Source organism: Streptomyces sp. NPDC002776 (assembly GCF_053592195.1).
This window is the reverse complement of sequence record NZ_JBSFVG010000005.1, coordinates 197,445-219,752: the sequence shown is the minus strand read 5'-3', so window position 1 is coordinate 219,752 and position 22,308 is coordinate 197,445. Positions and strand designations below refer to the sequence as shown.

At 71.6% G+C, this 22,308-nt stretch carries 20 protein-coding genes; 14 read left to right on the top strand and 6 right to left on the bottom strand.

What is annotated here, in order from left to right; genetic code table 11:
• Nucleotides 1–16 precede the first annotated feature (16 nt).
• Nucleotides 17–1,219 (bottom strand): amino acid deaminase/aldolase, encoded by a 1,203-nt coding sequence (locus ACWD11_RS13075; RefSeq protein WP_451282935.1) that lies wholly within the window; start codon nt 1,217–1,219, stop codon nt 17–19.
• Nucleotides 1,220–2,856: 1,637 nt separating this feature from the next.
• Between ACWD11_RS13075 and ACWD11_RS13070 the strand changes: the two genes are divergently transcribed.
• Both ACWD11_RS13070 and mycP read left to right on the top strand, forming a co-directional pair.
• Complete coding sequence (locus tag ACWD11_RS13070) at nt 2,857–3,669, top strand: hypothetical protein (protein ID WP_389419333.1); 813 nt, start codon at nt 2,857–2,859, stop codon at nt 3,667–3,669.
• Nucleotides 3,666–4,856: a type VII secretion-associated serine protease mycosin gene (gene mycP, locus ACWD11_RS13065; protein WP_451282933.1), complete on the top strand. Its 1,191-nt coding sequence runs from the start codon at nt 3,666–3,668 to the stop codon at nt 4,854–4,856. The genes ACWD11_RS13070 and mycP overlap by 4 nt, the downstream gene beginning before the upstream one ends.
• Nucleotides 4,857–4,879: 23 nt before the next feature.
• Here the strand turns inward: mycP and ACWD11_RS13060 are convergent, their stop codons facing one another.
• Nucleotides 4,880–5,794, bottom strand: a complete 915-nt coding sequence (locus ACWD11_RS13060) for a serine hydrolase (protein WP_451282931.1) — start codon at nt 5,792–5,794, stop codon at nt 4,880–4,882.
• 279 nt (nt 5,795–6,073) lie between these two features.
• Between ACWD11_RS13060 and ACWD11_RS13055 the strand changes: the two genes are divergently transcribed.
• The gene (locus tag ACWD11_RS13055; protein ID WP_451282929.1) at nt 6,074–6,601 is read left to right on the top strand and encodes a DinB family protein; all 528 of its coding nucleotides are present in this window, start codon (nt 6,074–6,076) and stop codon (nt 6,599–6,601) included.
• 51 nt (nt 6,602–6,652) lie between these two features.
• Here ACWD11_RS13055 and ACWD11_RS13050 read toward each other — a convergent pair whose 3' ends face one another.
• On the bottom strand, nt 6,653–7,897 hold the full coding sequence (locus ACWD11_RS13050; protein ID WP_451283128.1) for an IS110 family transposase: 1,245 nt from the start codon (nt 7,895–7,897) through the stop codon (nt 6,653–6,655).
• A 575-nt stretch (nt 7,898–8,472) separates the two neighbouring features.
• Between ACWD11_RS13050 and ACWD11_RS13045 the strand changes: the two genes are divergently transcribed.
• Nucleotides 8,473–9,213 carry an SseB family protein gene (locus tag ACWD11_RS13045; protein ID WP_389419330.1) on the top strand — a complete coding sequence of 247 codons (741 nt, stop codon included), beginning with the start codon at nt 8,473–8,475 and terminating at the stop codon, nt 9,211–9,213.
• Here ACWD11_RS13045 and ACWD11_RS13040 read toward each other — a convergent pair.
• The gene (locus tag ACWD11_RS13040) at nt 9,210–9,578 is read right to left on the bottom strand and encodes a DUF1844 domain-containing protein (protein ID WP_389419329.1); all 369 of its coding nucleotides are present in this window, start codon (nt 9,576–9,578) and stop codon (nt 9,210–9,212) included. The genes ACWD11_RS13045 and ACWD11_RS13040 overlap by 4 nt on opposite strands.
• 354 nt (nt 9,579–9,932) lie before the next feature.
• Here ACWD11_RS13040 and infC point away from each other — a divergent pair, with 354 nt between their 5' ends.
• The 10 genes from infC (at nt 9,933) to ACWD11_RS12990 (ending at nt 20,783) form a co-directional block, all read left to right on the top strand.
• On the top strand, nt 9,933–10,622 hold the full coding sequence (gene infC, locus ACWD11_RS13035) for a translation initiation factor IF-3 (RefSeq protein WP_389419526.1): 690 nt from the start codon (nt 9,933–9,935) through the stop codon (nt 10,620–10,622).
• A 111-nt stretch (nt 10,623–10,733) separates the two neighbouring features.
• Nucleotides 10,734–10,928: a 50S ribosomal protein L35 gene (gene rpmI, locus ACWD11_RS13030; protein ID WP_003977225.1), complete on the top strand. Its 195-nt coding sequence runs from the start codon at nt 10,734–10,736 to the stop codon at nt 10,926–10,928.
• Between the two features lie 95 nt (nt 10,929–11,023).
• The gene (rplT, locus tag ACWD11_RS13025) at nt 11,024–11,407 is read left to right on the top strand and encodes a 50S ribosomal protein L20 (protein WP_003977226.1); all 384 of its coding nucleotides are present in this window, start codon (nt 11,024–11,026) and stop codon (nt 11,405–11,407) included.
• Nucleotides 11,408–11,560: 153 nt separating this feature from the next.
• Nucleotides 11,561–12,409: a TrmH family RNA methyltransferase gene (locus tag ACWD11_RS13020; protein ID WP_451282927.1), complete on the top strand. Its 849-nt coding sequence runs from the start codon at nt 11,561–11,563 to the stop codon at nt 12,407–12,409.
• A gap of 51 nt (nt 12,410–12,460) precedes the next feature.
• Nucleotides 12,461–13,597: an ATP-binding protein gene (locus ACWD11_RS13015; RefSeq protein ID WP_451282925.1), complete on the top strand. Its 1,137-nt coding sequence runs from the start codon at nt 12,461–12,463 to the stop codon at nt 13,595–13,597.
• Nucleotides 13,598–13,724: 127 nt separating this feature from the next.
• Nucleotides 13,725–14,846 (top strand): phenylalanine--tRNA ligase subunit alpha, encoded by a 1,122-nt coding sequence (pheS, locus tag ACWD11_RS13010; RefSeq protein ID WP_389419326.1) that lies wholly within the window; start codon nt 13,725–13,727, stop codon nt 14,844–14,846.
• Entirely contained in the window at nt 14,846–17,359 is a 2,514-nt protein-coding gene (pheT, locus tag ACWD11_RS13005) for a phenylalanine--tRNA ligase subunit beta (protein WP_451282923.1), read from the top strand. Before pheS ends, pheT begins: the two co-directional genes overlap by 1 nt.
• A 185-nt stretch (nt 17,360–17,544) precedes the next feature.
• A complete protein-coding gene (locus tag ACWD11_RS13000; RefSeq protein ID WP_451282921.1) occupies nt 17,545–18,591 on the top strand; it encodes a PP2C family protein-serine/threonine phosphatase in 1,047 nt (348 codons plus the stop codon).
• A 230-nt stretch (nt 18,592–18,821) separates the two neighbouring features.
• On the top strand, nt 18,822–20,162 hold the full coding sequence (locus ACWD11_RS12995) for a transcriptional regulator (protein WP_451282919.1): 1,341 nt from the start codon (nt 18,822–18,824) through the stop codon (nt 20,160–20,162).
• 75 nt (nt 20,163–20,237) lie between these two features.
• On the top strand, nt 20,238–20,783 hold the full coding sequence (locus tag ACWD11_RS12990) for an NUDIX hydrolase (protein WP_389419322.1): 546 nt from the start codon (nt 20,238–20,240) through the stop codon (nt 20,781–20,783).
• A 22-nt stretch (nt 20,784–20,805) separates the two neighbouring features.
• On the opposite strand, the gene ACWD11_RS12985 is transcribed toward ACWD11_RS12990, so the two are convergent.
• The gene (locus ACWD11_RS12985) at nt 20,806–21,063 is read right to left on the bottom strand and encodes a hypothetical protein (RefSeq protein ID WP_389419321.1); all 258 of its coding nucleotides are present in this window, start codon (nt 21,061–21,063) and stop codon (nt 20,806–20,808) included.
• Nucleotides 21,064–21,283: 220 nt separating this feature from the next.
• The gene (locus ACWD11_RS12980) at nt 21,284–22,141 is read right to left on the bottom strand and encodes a 3-hydroxybutyryl-CoA dehydrogenase (RefSeq protein ID WP_451119645.1); all 858 of its coding nucleotides are present in this window, start codon (nt 22,139–22,141) and stop codon (nt 21,284–21,286) included.
• Nucleotides 22,142–22,308 lie beyond the last annotated feature (167 nt).

Genomic DNA, 22,308 nt, shown 5'->3' with positions numbered 1-22,308 from the left:
GGGGGATGCAGACGCGTCAGAGGAAGGTGTGGCCCTCGCCTCGGTACGTGGGGACGGTCGCCGTCACCGTGTCGCCCTCGACGAGGTGCAGTTGCGCGAAGCGTTCGCACAGCTCGCCCGCCTTGGCGTGCCGGAACCACACCTTGTCGCCGATGAGCAGGTCGTCGGCGGGGGAGCCGAGCAGCGGGGTCTGGACCTCGCCGGGGCCCTCCTGGGGGTCGTAGCGCAGCCCTTCCGGCAGGTACGGCACCGGGAGCCGGTCGGGTCCCGCGGCACCGGAGGCCGGGTAGCCGCCGCCCAGGACGGTGACGACGCCGACGCCGGGGCGCCGGACCACGGGCTGGGCGAACAGGGCGGCCGGACGTCCGCGGAAGGATGTGTAGTTGTCGAAGAGCCGCGGTACGTAGAGTCCCGACCCGGCGCCGATCTCGGTGACGCAGTCCTCGGCGGCGGTGTGCTGGACGCTGCCGGTACCGCCGCCGTTGACGAAGGCCAACTCCGGTGCCACCGCCCGCAAAGCCCGCACCACCTCGGCCCGGCGCCCGGCGAGTTCCCGGCGCGCGGTGGCCTGCATCAGCCGGACGGCACGTGAGCGCAGGGGGTGCCCGGCGACGGAGTCGCCCACGCCGGCGATGTGTCCCTCGTACGCCATGAGCCCGACGACCTCGAACCCCGGCCGGCGGGCCACGAGACGCGCCAGGTCGGCGACTTGGCCCGGGGTGTGCAGCGGGGAGCGGCGGGCGCCGACCCGGATCCGGCCGCCGAGCCGCCTCAGCGAGGTGTCCAACTCCAGGCAAATCCGGACGACTTCACGTCCCCCGTCGCGGGCGTCGTCGATGAGCCGGAGCTGGGCCGGGTCGTCGATCATCACGGTGACGGCGCCGGCGAGCTTGGGATCGCTGGTGAGTTCGGCGAATCCGGCGCGGTCGGCGGACGGGTAGGCGAGCAGGATGTCGTCGAAGCCGGAGCGGGCCAGCCACAGGGACTCGGCGAGGGTGAAGGACATGATCCCCGCGAAGCCGTCGCGCGCGAGGACGCGTTCGAGCAGGGCACGGCAGCGTACGGACTTGCTGGCGACGCGGATGGGCTTGCCTGCCGCGCGACGGACGAGGTCGTCCGCGTTGGCGTCGAAGGCGTCCAGGTCCACGATCGCGAGGGGGGCGTCGAGATGGGCGGTGGCCCGGTCGTAACGGGCCCGGTCGGCGGCGCGCGCAGTCATGAACGAAGCCTGCCAGACTGGATTACCGCAGGGTAGGGGGACGTTCCGGGCTAAAGCGCCGGGCTCGTGGACTGGTTCCCGCGGCGCCGGGGGCAAGCCGTAGAGTGACGCGCACGCATGTGAGGGCCGGGATGCCGGGCTCCGCGTGCGGGTAGATGGTGCCCGGGACACCGGGCTCGGGCGAACGGAACGGGGCCCGCGCAGGACACCAGGCCCGGGTACGAGGAAACGGGGGGCGCATGAACACGGAAGCGCAGCGCGCCTGCCAGCCGACGCCCGGGTCGGGGGAGGGCGAGAGCGCGCCGACTGCGCAGGACTCCCGCTTCCCGACCCTCCGCACCCCCTCCGCCCGCTTCCCGGACACGACCCTTCCCCCCGCGGAGTCGGTCCCGCCCCGCCCGGCGTCAAGCCCGGCTACCCCCGCCGGCGCGGCCCCGCCGCCGGTTCCGGCCACCCCGACATCCTCCGATGGCACGCCTCGGCACCCGGGCGCGGTTCCGCCGTCGGTTCCGTCCGTCCCGACATTTTTCGACGGCACGCCTCGGCGCCCGGGCGCGCCGTCGCCGTCGGTTCCGCCCCGCCCAGCATCGAGCCCGGCTGCCGCCGGTGGCGTAGCCCGCCGCGCGGATGCCGCTTCGCCCTCGGCTCGTCCGACGGCTTCCGACGGCCTGCCCCCGCGTCCGGCTGCCAGCCCGACTGCCTCCCGCGGCGCGGCCCAGCGCCCGGACGCCGCTTCGGCGCGCCCGCCGGTTTTCGAGAGCCCGCTCCGGCGCCCGGCGCCCGAGCGGCCGGGCTCGGCTGTCCCTCGCCCGACGGCTTCCGACGAGGTGTCCCCGCGTCCGGCGTCGAGCCCCGCTGTTGCTGATGGCGGGGCCCACTATCCGGCCTCGGCTCCGCCGCCGGTTCCGCCCCGCCCAGCATCGAGCCCGGCTGCCGCCGGTGGCGCGGGCCAGCGTTCGGATTCTGCTGCGCCCTCGGCTTCAGGTCGCTCGACGGTTTTCGGGGCCCCGCCCCAGCGCCCAGGCGCGGATTCGCCGTCGGTTCCGGCTCAGACTGCTTCCGAGGGCCTCCCCCCTCGCCCGGCCTCCGGCCCCGCTGCCGCAGACGGCGCGTCACAGCGCCCGAGCTCCGCTCCGGTTGGCCCGGCGGGCATGCCCCCGCGCCCGGCGTCTACCCCTGCCGTCGCTCCGGCGCGCCCCGCCACACCCGCGTCCGCTACCCCGCCCCGGCCAGACGCGCCTGCTTCCTCGCAGTCGCATCGCCAGGCCCCGTCCACTCCTTCGCCTGGCGCGCCTGCCGCCTCGCATTGCCCGGCCCCGTCCGCCACCCCGCCTTCGCCTGGCGCGCCTGACTCCTCGCGTCGCACGGTTCCGTCCGCCACCCCGCCTTCGCCTGGCGCGCCTGATTCCTCGCGTCGCACGGTTCCGGCAGCTCCCGCCGTCCCGCCCCGCCCCGCCGCGCCCGGCCCCTCGCAGGGACCTCCCACCGTGCCTCCGCAGGTCACCGGTTCCTCGGCTCACCAGGTCGGGCGTTCCGGTAGCCGTCACCCTGAGGCCGGCTCGGAGACCACTCGGCGATTGCGGCCCGTTCCGGGTGAGGGGGCGGGGCCCGATCCTGCGTTTTCCTGGAGTGCTCCCGTGGCGGCGCCGCGGGAGCGGCCCGTGGTGTCGTTCGGGGAGCCCGAGGGGTACGACGGGGGAGGGCGGACGCGGGGGCGCGGGGGCCGGGTGGCCGCCGTCGCCGCCTGTCTCGTGCTGGGGCTCGGACTCGTCGGGGGAGCCGTCACCGGGAGCTGGCTCGTCGGGGACTCCGAGGCCGCCGGTTCCCGGGACGATTTCGTCGCCGCCCGTAGCCTGTGGCACAGCCTCCCCGTCGATCAGCTGTTCCCGGCGAGCGTCAAGGGGCAGGGCGCCGGCCCGGGCGGCGCCGACCGCACCTGGACCCGGATCGCCGTCGCCCCGGACAGCGGCTGCGCGGACGCCTTCGACCCGCTCCTGCGCAAGGCCCTCGCCCCCGTCGGCTGCCAGCGGCTCCTGCGCGCCACCTACACCGACGCCACCCAGACCTACGTCACCACCGTCGGCCTGCTCTTCACCAAGGCCGACGCCACCGCAATGACCTCCCTCGCCGAGCGGTTCACCGAGGAGGGCCTGGACAGCCGTACCGACCTCATGCCCCGCCCGTACGGCCCCGGCTTCGACAGCGACCAGCGCGCCACCTGGACCGTGTCCGTCCTCACCGACGCCCCGGTCGTCGTCTACTCCGTCTCCGGCTGGGCCGACGGCCGCGACGTCGACGAGCCGCAGCCCGCCGAGGACGCCATGGAGTCCGGCGCCACCACGGCCCCCGCCCAGGCCGGCCTCGGCCACGAGGCGAAGGGCCTCGCCGACCGCGTCGAACGCGCCCTGCGCAAGCACGTCGGCCCCTACGCCACGGAGCCGGCCTCATGACCGCCGCCCGCGCCCGCCGCACGGGCCTGCTCGGTGTCCTCCTCGCCGCCTCCCTCGCCCTGGTCCCGTCCACCGCCGCCCACGCCGACGGCATCCGCGGCCAGCAGTGGGCCCTGGAAGCCATGCACACCGACGAGGCCTGGCAGACCACCCAGGGCGAGGGCATCACCGTCGCCGTCCTCGACACCGGCGTCGACGACGAGCACCCCGACCTCGCCGGCAACGTCCTGCCCGGCAAGGACATGGTCGGCTTCGGAGCGCAACGCGGCGACCGCGCCTGGGCCCGCCACGGCACCGCCATGGCCGGCATCATCGCGGGCCACGGACACGGCCCCGGCAACGGCGGCGGCGTACTGGGCATCGCCCCCGAGGCCAGGATCCTCCCCGTCCGCGTGATCCTGGAGGACGGCGACCCGGCCCGCGCCAAGGCCCGCACCACCCGCGGCAACGCCCTCGCCGAGGGCATCCGCTGGGCCGCCGACCACGGCGCCGACGTCATCAACCTCTCCCTGGGCGACGACTCCAAGTCCGCGCACCCCGAACCCGCCGAGGACGAGGCCGTCCAGTACGCCCTGCGCAAGGGCGCCGTCGTCGTCGCCTCGGCCGGCAACGGCGGCGAGAAGGGCGACCACATCTCCTACCCGGCCGCCTATCCGGGCGTCATCGCCGCCACCGCCGTCGACAAGTTCGGCACCCGCGCCTCCTTCTCCACCCGCCGCTGGTACGCCACGGTCAGCGCCCCCGGCGTCGACGTCGTGATCGCCGACCCGGACCGCAAGTACTACGAGGGCTGGGGCACCAGCGCCGCCGCGGCCTTCGTCTCCGGCGCGGTGGCCCTGGTCAAGTCCGCCCACCCGGGCCTGGACCCGGCCCAGATCAAGAAGCTCCTGGAGGACACGGCCCGCAACGCCCCCGCCGACGGCCGCGACGACTCCCGCGGCTACGGCTTCATCGACCCCGCCGCCGCCATCGCGAAGGCCGCCGGCCTCAAACCGGCGGGCCTGCGGGCCAGGGGACACGGCGACGAGTACTTCGGCCCGGGTCCCGACACCCGTAAGGCCTCGGACGACGCCACGGGCTGGGCGGCCCCCCTGGCGGGCGGCACCGGAGGCGTCCTGCTGGTCGCGGCGATCGTCCTGTGGCGAGGCCGGCGCCCCCGGCAGGACGACCACCGGGCCCGCTTCTAGCCCCGCGAGCACCGAGGCCGCTTCTAGCCCCTCGCCAGCACCGGCACCGCCGCCTTCGCCGCCGCCTCGACCAGCGCGACCCCCGCGGCCTTCGTCGCGTTGCCGTTGGACAGCACGGCCATCAGACACTCCCGCCCGTCCACCGTCACCCGCCCGATGCTGTTGACGTCCCACAGCCCCGTCGTGCTCCGCGGCAGCCACCCGTTCTTCAGCGCCCACCGCGAACCGTCCGCCACCGCCGAGACACCCCACCGCTGATCCACGGCTATCCGCCCCATCAGCCCTCGCAGATACGACCGCGACGCCTCGCCCAGCTCCGACTCCTCCCCGAACACCTGCTGGAGCAGCACGAGTTGATCCGCCGCCGTGGTCTGCGTCAGCCCCCACAGCGTCCCGTCGCCGCCCTCGGTGGCCCGCAGCCCGAACCGCTCGTTCGCGGCGGCCAGCCCCTGCGCCCTGCCGATCGTCTCCCACAGGGCCGACGCGGAGGCGTTGTCGCTGCGCTCGATCATCGCGGTGGCATGCGCCTTCTCCGCCGAGGTCAGCGCCCGCCCCTCGTCCTGGGCCCGGAGCAGCAGCGCCGCCAGGATGTCGACCTTCACGATGCTCGCCGTGTCGAAGGAACCGTCCCCGTACCTGGCGCTCGCGCCGGAGTCCAGGTCCAGCACCGCCACCGACACCTCCGCGCCCTCCGCCACGGCGACGGACTCCATGGCGTCCGCCAGCAGCCCGTCCCGGTCCACCGTCGGCCACGCCACCGATTCCACGGATGCCTCCCCGCTCGCCGCGACCCCGGAGGGCGTCGCCGACGACGATACGGCGCTCCCCGCGCCCGGAGCCGAGTGCGGCTGCGCCGTCATGGCGCCGACCACGGCCGCGGAGGCGAGGGCGACGTACAGCAGGGGCACACGGCGCCGACGCGCTCTGCAGGACTCCATGCCCGTGATCGTCGGGCCGGTGACTGTGTCTCGCGTGAGACGCGGGTCAGATCTGTGTCAGGGATGCCTGAGAAACGCGTGAGCCGGGTGACGGGCGCGTTTCCGGGCCCGCACAAGCGCAGCAGCATCCCCCCGATAGACATCTCAGGGGGCCAAAAAGTCAAGCAGCCTCCCTCGGCAGAGTCGGCTCGTGAGCCATGAACTGGGAGAGGACACAACGTGTGTTCGTCGCCAGCGAAGACAGACGTGAGGTACGGCTGCTGCTGCCAAGGTGTGCTCATGAATACGACACCGGACGGACGGCCGATTCCTCCCGCGCATGCCGACGAGCGGTCCATGCTGGAGGCATGGCTGGACTTTCACCGTGCGACTCTCACCCTGAAGTGTTCGGGCCTCAAAGATGATCAATTACGGCTTGCAGCGGCGTCACCGTCGTCGATGACGCTGCTGGGACTCGTGCAGCACATGGCTGAGGTAGAACGCAACTGGTTCCAGCGTGTGTTCGCAGGTCAGAACGTGCCGCCAGTCTTCGGGGAGAGCAACCATGATGGCTTTGCCCTGAAGTCTGGACGAGGGCTCGACGAGGTGGTGGCCGCGTGGCAAGCCGAGGTCTCCCGCGGCCGTGAGCTGATCGCTGACGCAGGACTGGACGACTCCGGCCACCTGTCCGAACAGGAAGCTGGTCACGTCGGCGATCGGGGAGTCTCCCTGCGCTGGATCATGGTGCACATGATCGAGGAATACGCACGTCACAACGGCCATGCCGACCTCATCCGCGAGCAGATCGACGGCACTACAGGCGCATGAGGTGTGCTCGCGGAGTCAGCAGGTGACCAGGAACCTCCGGCCGACTCCAGGTCACGCGACAGCTTGCAGGAGTGGCGCGAAGGCGCGTTGTTCGTGGAAATGCTGCCGCGTCTGAAGACAGTGGTGGAGTTGGCCGAGGAACCGGTTGAGCAGGTGGCGCTGGGCGGCCGCGTGCCAGTCTCCGTGTTCGCGTCGGCGCCGGTAGTGCGCGTTGGCCCCGGGCGAGGCCTGCAGGGCTGCGAAGGCCCAGAGGAAGCCGGCGTTCATGAGGCGGTTGTTCTTGACGAAGCGGCGGCCGACGAAGTGTTTCCGGCCGGAGGCGCGGGTGATCGGTGCGGAGCCGGCGTAGGACTTCAGCGCTCTGGCGTCGGTGAAGCGGCTGCGGTCGTCGCCGATCTCGGCGAGCACCCGGGCGCCGAGCAAAGGGCCCAGGCCGGGGAAGCTGAGCAGGATCTCGCTGTCGGCGTGCTCGCGGAACGCGGTTTCGACGGCCTCCGCGAGGTCGTCCGCGGCCTGGCACGTGGCATCCAGCTGCCTGAGCAGGGCAAGGAGCTGGTGGCCGAAGGCGTCCTCGACGGCCGGGAGCTGACGGGCGTACTCGGAACGGAAGATGCCCCGCAGCCGCTCGATCTCGGTGTCGAAGGCACGAGTGCGGCCACTGCGCTTCAGCCCGGCGCGCAACTGGGCGAGGGTGAGCTTCGCAGCCTTCGCCGGGGTGGGCGCCATGGTCAGGATGACGCGGGCGTCGGGCCGGGTCAGTCCGCCCTCCTTTCCCTGGAAGGCGTGCAGGGCCGCAGGGTAGTACTCGCGCAGCAGTGAACGGACCTGGTTGGCGACCTGCTGCCGGTTCCAGACCGCGTCCTGCTGAGCCCTGGCCAACACGGTAATGGCCTGGGCGAGTTCGGAGTCGGCCGGCAGCGGACGGTGGGCGTGCATGTCGGTGCGCAGGATGTTCGCCAGGACCAAGGCGTCACCAGGGTCGGACTTCTTGCGGGAGACGCCGTGGCGGTCGCGGTAGCGGGCGGCGGCGAGCGGGTTGATCGCGAAGACCTTGCGGTTGCCGGTGCGCAGGGCGGCCACGAGGAGGCCGTGGCTGGTCTCGATGGCCACCGGTATCGGGGTGGCGGGGCTGTCGCCGTGTTCGGCCAGGAGGTCCAGCAGCTTGTTGTATCCGGCCACGTCGTCGGTGATGCGGGCTTTGGCGAGCAGGGTGCCGGTGTCGTCGACGATGGCGACGTCGTGATGGCGTTCCGCCCAGTCGATGCCGCAGAACACAGTCAAGCTATCCTCCCATATTCGTTCGTTTATGCAGGTCACGAGCACATGCGGGTCACGCGGCGCCCTAATCCCAGGACTCGTCGGTCCGCCATCTCAGTAGCCGTTCGCGACACCAGCGCACTTCAGGGGCCTCGATCTGTCTACAGAGCTCTGGGCTCGCGATGAACAAGAGGTCGACCCTGGAGTGGGCTCGCGCCGTGACGTCAACGTCTGGCCGGCCGCCGTGAGTTTCGTGGTGGTCACGCAGGCACCGGGCCGTGCCGCTCTTGACAGAGGCCTACAACGGCCGGGGGAAACGGAGGCATCAGCCCGGCACCCGCATCACCCCACGAAACTCACGAACACGCGCATGTTCGCGATGGTGCGCAGGCTCCGGGCTGTCGCTCTATCGGGAGGCCTCACGGGCCATGGTCGGATCAGACCTCGCCCAGCGCCCACGCACCACCGGTCAATCGGTGAGCAGCGGCGCCGGTCTCAGAGCGAGCCTCGGGGACTGGAGAGGGCCAAGGCGTCCGCTGCCCGTGCAAGCGTCTCGTCGCATCCTTGCGGGGTCCGCGACGAGCTGCTTACACCCTGGATTAGGGTCGGTGACCGTGGCGAACAAGAACATTCCCGACTCCCCCTTCCCGGACGACGACGGCTCCGCCGACCCCCGGCTGAGCGCGGCGCTCGCCGCCTGGGCCGAGGACCGCACCGCCGTGGCACCGGTGCTCCGGGCGCTCAAGGGCGCCCGGCTGCTCGTCCCCGTCGTGGCCGTCCTCGGGGAGGTCGAGGAGGACGAGAACGGGCTGCGTCACGAGAAGACCAGCGACATGGCCGTACCGACCCTGCGGGCCGGCGACCGCAAGGCACTGCCCGCCTTCACCTCCACCGACTCCCTCGCCCGCTGGGACACCACGGCCCGCCCCGTCGCCGTACCCCTGCACCAGGCCCTGGAGGCCGCCGCGCACGAGAAGGCCGACACGGTCGTGCTGGACCTGGCCGGACCGGTGCCGTTCGAGCTGACGGGACCGGCGCTGCTCGCCCTGGCCGAGGGGCGGACCAGCACCGACCCGCTGGCCGACCCGGCGGTCGTGGCGGCGGTGCGCGCCGCGGTCGCCGACGTGGACGCGGTGCTGCGCGCCTACCTGGGCCCGGGCCGGGCCGACGGCACCCTCGCCCTGGTCCTCCACCCCTCCGTGCCGCAGGACGCCGGTGTCCACGCGGTCGCGCGCCGGCTCGCCGCCGACGAAACACTGAGGGCCCGCCTGGTGCGCGGCTTCGACCTGGCACTGCTGCCGGCCGAGGCCAACCCTCCGGGCGAGCCCTTGTTCGTACGGGAAGCCGGGGCCTAGCCGTAGACCGGCCCGGTGTACTTCTCGCCCGGGCCCTGGCCCGGCTCGTCCGGGACGAGCGAGGCCTCGCGGAACGCCAGCTGGAGCGACTTCAGGCCGTCCCGCAGCGGGGCCGCGTGGAAGGAGCTGATCTCGGTGGTGCTCGCGTCCAGCAGCCCGGCCAGGGCGGTGACCAGTTTGCGGGCCTCGTCCAGGTCCTTGTACCGGTCGCCCTCCTCGGTCAGTCCGAGCTTCACGGCGGCGGCGCTCATCAGGTTCACGGCGACCGTCACGATCACCTCGACGGCGGGGACCTCGGCGATGTCGCGGGTCATCTCGTCGAAGTCGGGCGTCTCGGGGCTGTCCGGGGAAGAGGTGTCACTCATGGCGCCCACGATAGGTGCACGCACCGGCCCGGCCCGACACTGCCTCGGTTAGCCCCGACCGGCGGGAGCTGCTAACCTTGGGTGACGACCGGCCGAACACGCATGTGTCCGGCCCGCAAGTGGAGGCTCCGAACTCCCACCCGACTGTCCTCCGGGACGGCGGGTCACCGGTCAGGCGGCCACCACCGTTCCGTACGGACGGTGGAGAGTCGCCCGAGATTGCGCCCCGCGGTCGACGCGGCGGTGTTCCGGCATCAAAGGAGCCCCGCCTGTGTCCCGTCCGGGGCATTTTTCATGCGCCGCGATGGTTGGTCCTATGTCAATCAGACATACGCGGCTGTCCGCCAGACCGCCGTGTGGTGCTACCGAGGAGGATCCATCAGCGCCGAGCCCCGCATCAACGACCGGATTCGCGTTCCAGAGGTGCGACTTGTCGGTCCCAGTGGCGAGCAGGTGGGCATCGTCCCCCTGGCCAAGGCACTGGAGCTTGCGCAGGAGTACGACCTGGACCTGGTCGAGGTGGCGGCGACCGCCCGTCCGCCTGTGTGCAAGCTCATGGACTACGGGAAGTTCAAGTACGAGTCGGCCATGAAGGCCCGTGAGGCGCGCAAGAACCAGGCGCACACGGTCATCAAGGAGATGAAGCTCCGGCCGAAGATCGACCCGCACGACTATGACACCAAGAAGGGTCACGTCGTCCGGTTCCTCAAGCAGGGCGACAAGGTCAAGATCACGATCATGTTCCGTGGTCGCGAGCAGTCCCGGCCCGAGCTGGGCTACCGACTGCTGCAGCGTCTCGCGGAGGACGTCCAGGACCTCGGCTTCGTGGAGTCGAATCCGAAGCAGGACGGCCGAAACATGATCATGGTTCTCGGTCCGCACAAGAAGAAGACCGAGGCGATGGCCGAGGCCCGTCAGGCGCAGGAAGCCCGCAAGGCAGAAGCGAAGGCCAACCCCGGCAAGTCGCAGAACGCCGCGGAGTCCGACTTCGCCGAGGACGTCGAGGACGCCGAGGCTCCGGCCGAGGCATCCGCCGAGGCGTGATCCCGGGGGACGCGAGTCCCCAAGGATGTATCCGATACCAGAACGACGCTCCACCGTGCCCGGTTTCACGACCGGGCACCGGAGCGCCACCGACGAGGAGAGAACGGCGCTATGCCGAAGAACAAGTCGCACAGCGGTGCCAGCAAGCGCTTCAAGATCACCGGCTCCGGCAAGGTGCTCCGCGAGCGTGCCGGCAAGCGCCACCTGCTCGAGCACAAGTCGTCCCGCGTGACGCGTCGCCTCACCGGCAACGCCGAGATGGCCCCGGGCGACGCCGCGAAGATCAAGAAGCTTCTCGGCAAGTGACGTTCCGGCGCCTCGCCGCCGCACGTCAGGACCGGGACCCAATCGATTTCGGGTCGTGTGAGGACACCCACGGCCCCGCTACAAGGAGTTAACAAGTGGCACGCGTCAAGCGGGCAGTCAACGCCCACAAGAAGCGCCGGGCGATCCTCGAGCAGGCCTCCGGCTACCGCGGTCAGCGTTCGCGTCTGTACCGCAAGGCCAAGGAGCAGGTCACCCACTCGCTGGTCTACAACTACAACGACCGCAAGAAGCGCAAGGGTGACTTCCGCCAGCTGTGGATCCAGCGCATCAACGCCGCTGCCCGCGCCAACGGCATCACGTACAACCGCTTCATCCAGGGCCTGAAGGCCGCCAACGTCGAGGTCGACCGCAAGATCCTCGCCGAGCTGGCCGTCAACGACCCGAACGCGTTCGCCGCGCTCGTCGAGGTCGCGCAGAAGGCCCTGCCGAGCGACGTCAACGCGCCGAAGGCTGCGTGACGCTGCGCTGGCCTGAGCCGACGTGAGTGACGGACCCGTGGGTTGTTTCCTGCGGGTCCGTTGCGTTGCGCGGTGCGGCGGGTTCGGCACCGCCGGAATCCGCCCCTGTGGTTGATCGCCGTTGCGGCGGAAAAGATGGTGAAAGTGAGCTCCATGCCCCCCGTTGCCCCCGACCTGATCTCCCCCCGTTCCCCCCGTGTCTCCGCCGCCCGGCGGCTGGGCAAGCGGAACTTCCGGGGGAAGGAGCGGCTGTTCCTCGCCGAGGGGCCGCAGGCCGTGCGGGAGGCGGCCGGGCACGACGGCACCCTGGTCGAGCTGTTCGCCACGGTCGAGGCCGCGGAGCGGTACGCCGACATCATCGGCGAGGCCCGTACCGCCGGAGCACGGGTGCACCTCGCCTCCGAGGACGTCATCGCCGACATCTCCACCACCGTCACCCCGCAGGGCCTCGTCGGGATCTGCCGGTTCCTCGACACCCCCTTCGAGGAGATCCTGGCCGCCCGGCCCCGGCTCGTCGCGGTCCTCGCGCACGTCCGGGACCCCGGCAACGCGGGCACCGTGCTGCGGTGCGCCGACGCCGCGGGCGCCGAGGCCGTCGTACTCACCGATGCCTCCGTCGATCTCTACAACCCCAAGGCCGTACGCGCCTCCGTCGGGTCGCTGTTCCATCTGCCCGTGGCCGTGGGAGTGCCCGTCGAGCGGGCCGTCGCCGGGCTCAAGGACGCCGGGGTGCGCATCCTCGCCGCCGACGGCGCCGGGGCCGACGACCTCGACGACGAGCTCGACATGGGGACCATGGGCGGGCCGACCGCCTGGGTGTTCGGGAACGAGGCCTGGGGGCTCCCGGAGGAGACCCGCGCGCTCGCGGACGCCGTCGTGCGCGTACCGATCCACGGCAAGGCCGAGAGCCTGAACCTCGCCACCGCCGCGGCCGTATGTCTCTACGCGTCGGCCCGTGCACAGCGCGCCTTCGGAGGGTGCCGCTCCGTCACCGAGAGCTAGTAGGGTGACCAGCTCGGGGCCCCTCGGTCGTTCGAGAGGTGGGGTACGGGGATGAGTGTCGGCACGAGCAGCGCACCGGGAGCACGGGACATGAGCCACCCGCCCGCGCCCCGGTACGGCGACCTCGCCGAACTCGGCATCACCCCCGACGACCTGCCCGACGGCCTCGTCGTCGCCGACGAGCACGGCCAGGTCGTCTGCTTCAACGCCGCGGCCGAGCGCATCACCGCCGTCTCCGCCGCCGAGGCCCTCGGACAGCGTCTGGAGAAGGCCCTGCCGTTAGAGGATCTGGAGGGCCGCCGCTGGTGGCAGGTCACCGACCCGTACGGCGGACTGGCCATCCGCAACCGCCAGCCCGAGCGGAACCTGCTGCTGCCGGGCGGGCGCGAGGTCCTGGTCTCGGTGCGGTACGTCCGGGCCGAGCCCACCGGCCCCGTCCGCCGCGTCGTCGTCGCGCTGCGGGACACCGAGGCCCGCCGCCGCACCGAGCGCAGCCACGCCGAACTGATCGCCACGGTCGCCCACGAACTGCGCTCGCCGCTCACCTCCGTCAAGGGCTTCACCGCGACCCTGCTCGCCAAGTGGGAGAGGTTCACCGACGACCAGAAGCGGCTGATGCTGGAGACCGTCGACGCCGACGCCGACCGCGTCACCCGGCTCATCGCCGAGCTGCTGGACATCTCGCGGATCGACAGCGGGCGGCTGGAGGTGCGGCGCCAGCCCGTCGACATCGGCGCCGCGGTGGGGCGGCACATCCAGGCGTACGTCGCCGCCGGGCAGCCCGCCGACCGCTTCCTGCTCCGCCTGCAGCAGCCGCTGCCCGATCTGTGGGCCGACCCCGACAAGATCGACCAGGTGCTCAGCAACCTGCTGGAAAATGCGGTGCGGCACGGCGAGGGAACCGTCACCATTGACGTCACGCCCACGGCGTCGCCCCGCGAGGGAGAGGACGCCGGCACGTCGGTCACGGTGAGCGACGAGGGGTCCGGCATCCCGGAGGAGTCCATGAACCGCGTCTTCACCCGCTTCTGGCGGGGCAGCAAGCGCGGCGGCACCGGCCTCGGGCTCTACATCGTCAAGGGCATCGTCGAGGCCCACGGCGGCACCATCACGGTCGGCCGCGCCCCCGGCGGCGGCGCCGAGTTCCGATTTACGTTGCCCGTGGCGGCTCCGGCGTATCTCGCCTGACGGCCACGGGCGCATCCGCCTGTCCGCATCCCGTTAGACTCGGCCTTTGGCACCTTTGCGTCCCGGAGACGGCCCACTGAGTCGGTGACGGGGACCTTCAGCCAGCAGATCGGAAGCACGGGAAGAGATGTCGGCACCGAATAAGTCGTACGACCCTGTAGAGGTCGAGGCGTTGAAACCGGAAGAGATCGAGCGCATGCGGGACGAGGCGCTCGCCGCCTTCGCCGCCGCGGACTCGCTCGACAAGCTCCAGGAGGCCAAGGTCGCCCACACCGGCGGCACCTCCCCGCTGGCCCTCGCCAACCGCGAGATCGGCGCCCTGCCCCCGCACGCCAAGGCCGCCGCCGGAAAGCTGGTCGGCCAGGCCCGCGGCGCCGTCAACAAGGCGCTGGCCGCCCGCCAGGCCGAGCTGGAGGCCGAGCGTGACGCCCGGGTGCTGGTCGAGGAGGCGGTGGACGTCACGCTGCCGTTCGACCGGGTACCGGCCGGCGCCCGCCACCCGCTGACCACGCTCTCGGAGCGCATCGAGGACATCTTCGTGGCCATGGGCTACGAGGTCGCCGAGGGCCCCCAGGTCGAGGCCGAGTGGTTCAACTTCGACGCCCTCAACATCGGCCCGGACCACCCGGCGCGCGGCGAGGCGGACACCTTCTTCGTCGAGGGCCCGCAGGGCGGCACCGAGTCCGGTGTCGTGCTGCGCACCCACACCTCGCCGGTCCAGATCCGCTCGCTGCTCGACCGTGAGCTGCCGGTGTACGTGATCTGCCCGGGCCGCGTGTACCGCACCGACGAGCTGGACGCCACCCACACCCCGGTCTTCCACCAGGTCGAGCTGCTCGCGGTCGACGAGGGCCTCACCATGGCGGACCTCAAGGGCACGCTGGACCACATGGTGCAGTCCCTGTTCGGCGAGGGCATGAAGACCCGGCTGCGGCCGAACTTCTTCCCGTTCACCGAGCCGTCCGCCGAGATGGACATGGTGTGCTACGTCTGCCGCGGCGAGTCCGTCGGCAACCCCGACCGGCCCTGCCGCACCTGCTCCAGCGAGGGCTGGATCGAGCTGGGCGGCTGCGGCATGGTCAACCCGCGGGTGCTCACCGCCTGCGGCGTCGACCCGGAGAAGTACAGCGGCTTCGCCTTCGGGTTCGGCATCGAGCGGATGCTGATGTTCCGCCACAACGTCGAGGACATGCGAGACATGGTCGAGGGTGACGTCCGGTTCACCCGGCCGTTCGGGATGGAGATCTGATGCGGGTCCCGCTTTCCTGGCTGCGGGAGTACGTCGACCTGCCGGCCACCGAGACCGGCCGCGATGTGCAGGCCAAGCTCATCTCGGCCGGCCTCGAGGTCGAGAGGGTCGAGCAGCTCGGCGACGGCCTCAAGGGCCCCCTGGTCGTCGGCCAGGTGCTGACCATCGAGGAGCTGGAGGGCTTCAAGAAGCCGATCCGCTTCTGCACCGTCGACGTCGGCACCGCCAACGGCACGGGCGAGCCCCAGGAGATCGTCTGCGGCGCCCGGAACTTCCAGGCCGGCGACAAGGTCGTGGTCGTGCTCCCCGGCGCCGAGCTGCCCGGCGGCTTCGCGATCTCCGCGCGCAAGACCTACGGCCGTACCTCGCACGGCATGATCTGCTCCAGCGACGAGCTGGGCATGGGCGACGACGGCACCAAGGGCATCATCGTGCTGCCGCCGGAGACCGAGGTCGGCAAGGACGCCATCGAGCTGCTGGAACTGTTCGACGAGGTCCTGGACATCGCCGTCACCGCCAACCGCGGAGACTGCCTGTCCATCCGCGGCGTCGCCCGCGAGACCGCCATCGCCTACGGTCTGCCGCTGCGCGACCCGGCGCTGCTCGACGTCCCGGCCCCGAACGCCTTCGGCTACCCGGTGCAGGTCTCCGAGCCCGTGGGCTGCGACCGCTTCACCGCGCGTACGGTCACCGGTCTGAGCGCCGAGGCCCGCTCCCCGATCTGGCTGAAGCGGCGGCTGCAGAAGGTCGGCATGCGCCCGATCTCGCTCGCCGTCGACGTCGCCAACTACGTGATGATGGAGCTCGGCCAGCCGCTGCACACCTACGACCGCAAGCTGGTCCAGGGCGCCATCGGCGTCCGCCGCGCGGCCGAGGGCGAGAAGATCGTCACCCTCGACGGCGTCGAGCGGACGCTGCACGCCGAGGACCTGGTCATCACCGACGACAGCGGCCTCATCGGCCTCGCCGGTGTCATGGGCGGCGCCAACACCGAGATCGCCGACCACGACGATGTCGAGAACGCCTCGACGGACGTGGTCATCGAGGCGGCGCACTTCGACGCCGTGGCGATCGCGCGGACGGCCCGCCGGCACAAACTGTCCTCCGAGGCGTCCCGCCGCTTCGAGCGCGGTGTCGACCCCATGGCCGCCGCCGCGGCCGCCCAGCGCACCGTCGACCTGCTGGTGCTGCTCGCGGGCGGCACCGCCGACGCCGGCGTCACCGAGGTCATCGCCCCGTCCGCGCCGCACACCATCACGGTCGCGGCGGACCACCCGGACAAGGTCGCCGGCGTCGAGTACGGCCGCGAGACCGTCGTACGCCGCCTCCAGGAGGTCGGCTGCGACGTCTACGGACAGGACGAGCTGATCGTCACCGTCCCGTCCTGGCGTCCCGACCTGCTGGAGCAGAACGACCTCGCGGAAGAGGTCATCCGGCTCGAGGGCTACGAGAACCTGCCCTCCACGCTGCCCAAGCCGCCGTCCGGCCGGGGCCTGACCCCCCGTCAGCGGCTGCACCGGCGCGTCGGCCGCGCCCTGGCCGGTGCCGGGTACGTCGAGGCGCCGAACTACCCCTTCGTGGGGGAGCAGGTCTTCGACCAGCTCGGTCTCGACGCCGACGACCCGGCCCGCCGGGTCGTGAAGCTGACCAACCCGCTCAACGACGAGGAGCCCGCGCTCCGTACGTCGCTGCTGCCGGGCCTGCTCGGTGCGCTGCGGCGCAACGACGGACGGGGCTCGCACGACCTGGCCCTGTTCGAGACCGGCCTGGTCTTCCTGCCCCGCGAGGAGCAGCGGGTCGCCGCGCAGCTGCCCGTGGACCGGCGTCCGACCGACGAGGAGATCGCCGCGCTCGACGCCGTCCTGCCCGAGCAGCCGCGCCATGTCGCCGTCGTCCTCGCGGGCGCCCGCGAGCAGGCCGGCTGGTGGGGCGCGGGCCGTCCGGCCGGGTGGGCCGACGCGGTGCAGGCCGCGCGGACCGTCGCCGCCGAGGCGGGTGCGGAACTGATCGTGCGGCCCGGGCAGTACGGGCCCTGGCATCCGGGCCGGTGCGCCGAGCTGGTCGTCACCGTCGACGGTGCCGAGCGGGTCGTGGGCCACGCCGGTGAGCTGCACCCGCGGGTCCTCAAGGCGCTGGGACTGCCCGCGCGCACCTGCGCGATGGAGCTGGACCTGGACGCGCTGGAGCAGGTGGGCGACGGGGTGCCGCAGGCGCCGGGCATCTCCTCGTTCCCGGTCGCCACGCAGGATGTCGCCCTCGTCGTCGACAAGTTCGTGCCGCACGCCGAGGTGGAGGCCGCGCTGGGCGAGGGCGCGGGGGGCCTGCTGGAGGCCATCCGGCTGTTCGACGTGTACGAGAACGCGGAGCAGCTGGGTGACGGGAAGAAGTCGCTGGCGTACGCGCTGCGGTTCCGGGCGCCGGATCGCACGCTGACCGTGGACGAGGCTTCGGCGGCCCGGGACGCGGCGGTCGCCCTCGCGGGCAAGCGGACCGGGGCGGTGCTTCGGGGGTAGGGCCCATGGGATGGGGGACTGCTGTCGATCGGCGCGCCCCCACCCCCCTCATCGGTCACCTCACTCGTTCGAGTGAGAACTGCCGGTGTACTGGTCCTCTTGGGCCATGCGGTCGACAGAATCGGACCGGCCTTTCGGGGTCGGTCCGATTCTGCGTTGACGCGGCCTACTTGGGGGCCACCGGCATGATCCGCATCAAGGCTGTGTTTCCCCGTCGGCTGCTCGCGCTGGGGCTGCCCACCGCCTGGGGCGCGATGGCGATCACCTACAAGCTCACCTGTCCGCTCGCCCAGCAGGACGGCATCGGAGCCCGCGCGGTCACCAGCGCCGTCTTCTTCGCGGTCGGCACCGGGCTGATCCTCCATGTCCGCCAGGTCCTGCTGCGGGAGCTGCGGCAGATCCGCCGGGTCGCCGGGGTCGCGCAGAGCGTGCTGCTGCGGCCGCTGCCGCCGCGGATCGACGGACTGAACATCGCCGCCACCCAGCTCTCCGCGGACCGGGGGGCCTCGGTGGGCGGGGACCTGTACGAGGTCATCGCAACCGAGCACGGGGTGCGCGTGGTGATGGGCGACGTACGGGGACACGGCATCGCCGCCGTCGGCACGGCCGCGGCACTCCTCGGCAGCTTCCGCGAGGCGGTCCACGACGAGCCGGACCTGGGGCGGGTGCTCCGGCGACTGGACCGCGCCCTCGCCCGGCACCTGCGGGAGCGGTACCGGGACGAACCCGAGGCGGCGGAGGAGTTCGCCACCGTCCTGCTGCTGGAGATCGGCCGGGACGCGGAAGTGCGGGCCCTCAACTGCGGCCATCCCTGGCCCTACTTGATCAGCGGCACGCGGGTGGAGCCCCTGGCGCGCGCGGATCCGCTGCCGCCGCTAGGTCCCTTCCCGCTGCCGAGGGAACTGGCGGCCCTTTCGTGCGGACCGTTGCTCCCCGGCGAGTCCCTGACCCTGTACACGGACGGTGCGGAAGACGCGCGGGACGCGCGTGGCCGGTTCTTTTCGCTTCCGGCGGCTCTGCTGGGCGCCTCCCGCACACACCCCGGCTCCCCACAGCTGATCCTCCGTACGGTATTGAGCGCGCTGATGCGTCACGCGGGCGGCACCCCCTCCGACGACATCGCACTACTGATCCTGCGGAACGACCGAACTCACGTGAGGGGCAACTCCATAGGGGCGCGGGGAACTGCGCGACCAGCCACATCGAACCCGCAGCCGACACAGCACCACTAGTGCCACGGTGAACAGTCGCCCGGCGCAGCGAGCGCAGCGTCCCGGCAGGGCCGCCGCACTGTACGAGGGGGAGCCGGCGGCCCGGCCGGCCTCTTGCGAGGCAATTCAGTCAACCGGCTGGAAACTCTCCGCGACAGTGCGCACACTGCGCGGATTCGAGCACTCCGTTCACACCCCGTGTGAAGCCGGAACCACTACTCTGACGGCACCGAGCCACCCGGGGGGCATATATGCAGCCCAACACTCTGCTCGACGCGATCCTGGACGAGGCGGGGATCTCGCACGCGGGGCTGGCAGCACACGTGAACCAGGCCGGACGGGCGCGCGGGCTCGCGCTCAGGTACGAACACACCGCCGTCGCACGGTGGTTGAAGGGGCAGCGGCCGCGCGGTCAAGTCCCCGACCTGATCTGCGAGGTGCTGGCCGGCCGCCTCCAACGCCCGGTCACCCTCGACGACATCGGACTCGGCGTACCCGGCGAGCCCTCCGCCCCGCACGCCACCTCGCTGTCCGGGTTCGTCGAGCGGGCCACCGCCCTTTGGCGCTCCGACGAACAGCAGCGTCCGCACATCCTCGGCGCGCCCGCCGTCACCGGCACCCCCGCCGTGATGCCGGTGTGGGAGTGGGAGAACCCGCCCGAGGACGTGGACGTCTCGCGTGGCGGCCGGCACCGGGTCACGCCCGCCGAACTGGAGATGCTGCGGGCCGCCCGCACCCACTACGAGCAGATGTACCGCAAGGCCGGCGGCATCGCGACCCGCACCCGGATCGTCGGCTTCCTCAACGCCGAGGCCGCACCGCTGCTGCGCGGCAGCTATACCGACGCCATCGGCCGCCAACTCCACCGCGCCACCGGCGGTCTGGTGGCCGTCGCCGGGATCTGTGCCTACGACTCCGACGCGCACGGCCTGGCCCAGCGCTACTTCCACCAGGCGCTGCGGCTCGCGAAGGCCAGCGGTGACCGGGGGCTCGGCGCCTATGTGATCGCCCTGCTGGTCAACCAGGCGCTGTTCATGCGGGAGTTCCGCCAGGCCGTCGCCTTCGCGGAGGCCGCGTTGCGTGCCGCGGGCCGGCACATCACCCCGGCGCTCGCCTCGGATCTGTACGCGATGCAGGCGAAGGCGTACGCACACCTCGGTGACGGCACGAGCGCCCTGTCCTGCATCCGGCGTGCCGAGCAGGCCGCCGAACGCATCCGGCGCGGATACGAACCCGACGAAACGGGCTATGTCCAGCCGGGGCTCGTCAACGTCCAGGTGGCGGAGGCGCTGCTGAGCCTGGGCGAACTCGCGGCGGCCGGCGAGCACGCGGCCGCGGCCGTCGACAATCCCGCCCATGACCGCGGCCGGGTGCACCGGCTCGCCATGCTCAGCACGATCGAGCTGCGTCAGGGCCACGCCGACAAGGCGGTGGCCACCGCGGTGCAGATGGCCGAACAGGCGAGGGGAATGGAGTCCCAGCGGCTGCGCGACAGACTCCGCGCGGTACGCGAATACCTGGTGCGCAGCGGCTGCGCGGGCACCTCCGAGGCCGCCGAACTCATCGACGGCGCACTACGCGTACCGCTGTAGGTCGGTGCTCGACCACCGACAGCTCACAGTCCCTGCTGCGATATTGCCACTTACTCGACGGAAGGTGGCAGAACCGTGCAGTGGGCGAAACAGAGCGAACAAACTGTGTACTCAAATCGCTGGTTCAGCGTCAATCTCGCGGATGTCGAACTGCCGGACGGCCGGCACCTCGACCACTTCCTGATCCGGCTGCGGCCGGTCGCCGTGGCCACGGTGGTCAACGAGGCCAATGAGGTCCTCCTCCTGTGGCGCCACCGGTTCATCACCGACAGCTGGGGATGGGAACTCGCGGCCGGAGTGGTCGAGGACGGCGAGGACATCGCCGTGGCGGCCGCCAGGGAACTGGAGGAGGAGACCGGCTGGCGGCCGGGACGGCTGCACCACCTCATGAGCGTGGAGCCGTCCAACGGACTCACCGACGCCAGGCACCACATCTACTGGGCCGACGAGGGTGAGTACGTCGGGCACCCCGTGGACGACTTCGAGTCGGACCGCCGGGAATGGGTCCCCCTCAAGCTCGTCCCCGACATGGTCGCCCGTGGGGAGGTCCCGGCCGCCAACATGGCGGCCGCGTTACTCCTGCTGCACCACCTCAGGCTCGGGCAGGACGCGTTGCCCTGATCCCCCCGCCGCGCCCTGCGAGTTAATGCCCGAGGGCCTGCCAGATCGCCACGACGAGCGCGCCCAGCGCGGTCAGTACCGCCACCGCGGGCAGCGGCCAGCGGGCGTGCTCCAGGGCGACGATGCGCGCGGACAGATCATCGAGCTCCTTGCATGTCTCCTCGGTGCGATGGCTGAGCAGGGCCAGGCCTCCCTCGACACGGGCATAGGCCACGTCGAGGCGACGCCGTAACTCTGCGAGTTCTCCATGGACCACGGGATGCTCGGGTTCGGCGGTCACGAGTCCGCTCCTTTCCGTAGTCGTCACATCCCTGCGTGCGCTCTTGCATGCGCATGAAGAGTCAACTCCCCTGGTGGGCGCGTGGGGAGAGTGTGCGAAGGGCATATGCGAGCCCGGCGCGCACACGGTGTGTGAATGCCGCGGGCCCGGCGCTCCGAGGAGTGCCGGGCCCGCGCTCGTCGCACTGTGTAATCAGCACCCTGCATCGGGCACTGTGCAATCAGTAGCTGTAGAACCCCGAACCGGACTTGCGGCCGAGGCGGCCGGCGTCGACCATGCGCTGGAGCAGCGGGGGAGCGGCGTAGAGCGGCTCCTTGTACTCCTCGTACATCGAGTACGCGACCGAGGCGACGGTGTCCAGACCGATCAGATCGGACAGCTTCAGCGGGCCCATCGGGTGGGCGCAGCCGAGCTCCATGCCGTTGTCGATGTCCTCGCGGCTGGCGATGCCCGACTCGAACATCCGGATAGCGGAGAGCAGGTAGGGGATCAGCAGCGCGTTCACCACGAAACCCGAGCGGTCCTGGGCGCGGATGGCGTGCTTGCCGAGCACCTTCTCGGTGAAGACCTGGGCGCGGCTGAGGGTGCCCTCGGAGGTGGTGAGCGCCGGGATCAGCTCGACCAGCTTCTGCACCGGGGCCGGGTTGAAGAAGTGGATGCCGATGACCTGGTCGGGCCGCGAGGTGGCGACCGCGAGCTTCACCAGCGGGATGGAGGAGGTGTTCGAGGCCAGGATCGCGTCCGGCCGGGTCACGACCTGGTCCAGCACCTGGAAGATCTCGGTCTTGACCTGCTCGTTCTCCACGACGGCCTCGATCACCAGATCGCGGTCCGCGAACTCGCCGAGGTCGGTGGTGAAGCTGAGCCGCGCCTGCGTGGCCGCCAGCTCGTCCTCGCTGATCTTGCCGCGCTCGGCGGCCTTGGCCAGGGAGTTGAACAGCCGGGTACGGCCGATCTCCAGGGCCTCGCCGGTGGTCTCGGCAACCTTCACGTCCAGCCCGGACCGGGCGCACACCTCGGCGATGCCGGCGCCCATCTGGCCGCAGCCCACCACTCCGACGCGTTCGATGTCGGTCACATCGTCCCTTTCGCTGAACTTCGGCTGTGGCAGGACCCCGGGTCCCGGTGCCTGCTCCGTTCGTGCACGTTACCGCCAAGTATCGATGATCGATCGCCGGGGTGGGGGCATCCTGGGGCGCGAAGACGATCCGTGACCGTGCGGATCCGCAGTGCGATGGGGGTGCG

What these genes read in the sequence shown, in the direction of transcription:
- ACWD11_RS13075 (WP_451282935.1), bottom strand. Translation starts at nt 1,219, where the DNA reads ATGACTGCGCGCGCCGCCGACCGGGCCCGTTACGACCGGGCCACCGCC.
- mycP (WP_451282933.1), top strand. Translation starts at nt 3,666, where the DNA reads ATGACCGCCGCCCGCGCCCGCCGCACGGGCCTGCTCGGTGTCCTCCTC.
- ACWD11_RS13060 (WP_451282931.1), bottom strand. Translation starts at nt 5,794, where the DNA reads ATGGAGTCCTGCAGAGCGCGTCGGCGCCGTGTGCCCCTGCTGTACGTC.
- ACWD11_RS13055 (WP_451282929.1), top strand. Translation starts at nt 6,074, where the DNA reads ATGAATACGACACCGGACGGACGGCCGATTCCTCCCGCGCATGCCGAC.
- ACWD11_RS13040 (WP_389419329.1), bottom strand. Translation starts at nt 9,578, where the DNA reads ATGAGTGACACCTCTTCCCCGGACAGCCCCGAGACGCCCGACTTCGAC.
- rpmI (WP_003977225.1), top strand. Translation starts at nt 10,734, where the DNA reads ATGCCGAAGAACAAGTCGCACAGCGGTGCCAGCAAGCGCTTCAAGATC.
- ACWD11_RS13020 (WP_451282927.1), top strand. Translation starts at nt 11,561, where the DNA reads ATGCCCCCCGTTGCCCCCGACCTGATCTCCCCCCGTTCCCCCCGTGTC.
- ACWD11_RS13015 (WP_451282925.1), top strand. Translation starts at nt 12,461, where the DNA reads ATGAGTGTCGGCACGAGCAGCGCACCGGGAGCACGGGACATGAGCCAC.
- pheS (WP_389419326.1), top strand. Translation starts at nt 13,725, where the DNA reads ATGTCGGCACCGAATAAGTCGTACGACCCTGTAGAGGTCGAGGCGTTG.
- pheT (WP_451282923.1), top strand. Translation starts at nt 14,846, where the DNA reads ATGCGGGTCCCGCTTTCCTGGCTGCGGGAGTACGTCGACCTGCCGGCC.
- ACWD11_RS13000 (WP_451282921.1), top strand. Translation starts at nt 17,545, where the DNA reads ATGATCCGCATCAAGGCTGTGTTTCCCCGTCGGCTGCTCGCGCTGGGG.
- ACWD11_RS12995 (WP_451282919.1), top strand. Translation starts at nt 18,822, where the DNA reads ATGCAGCCCAACACTCTGCTCGACGCGATCCTGGACGAGGCGGGGATC.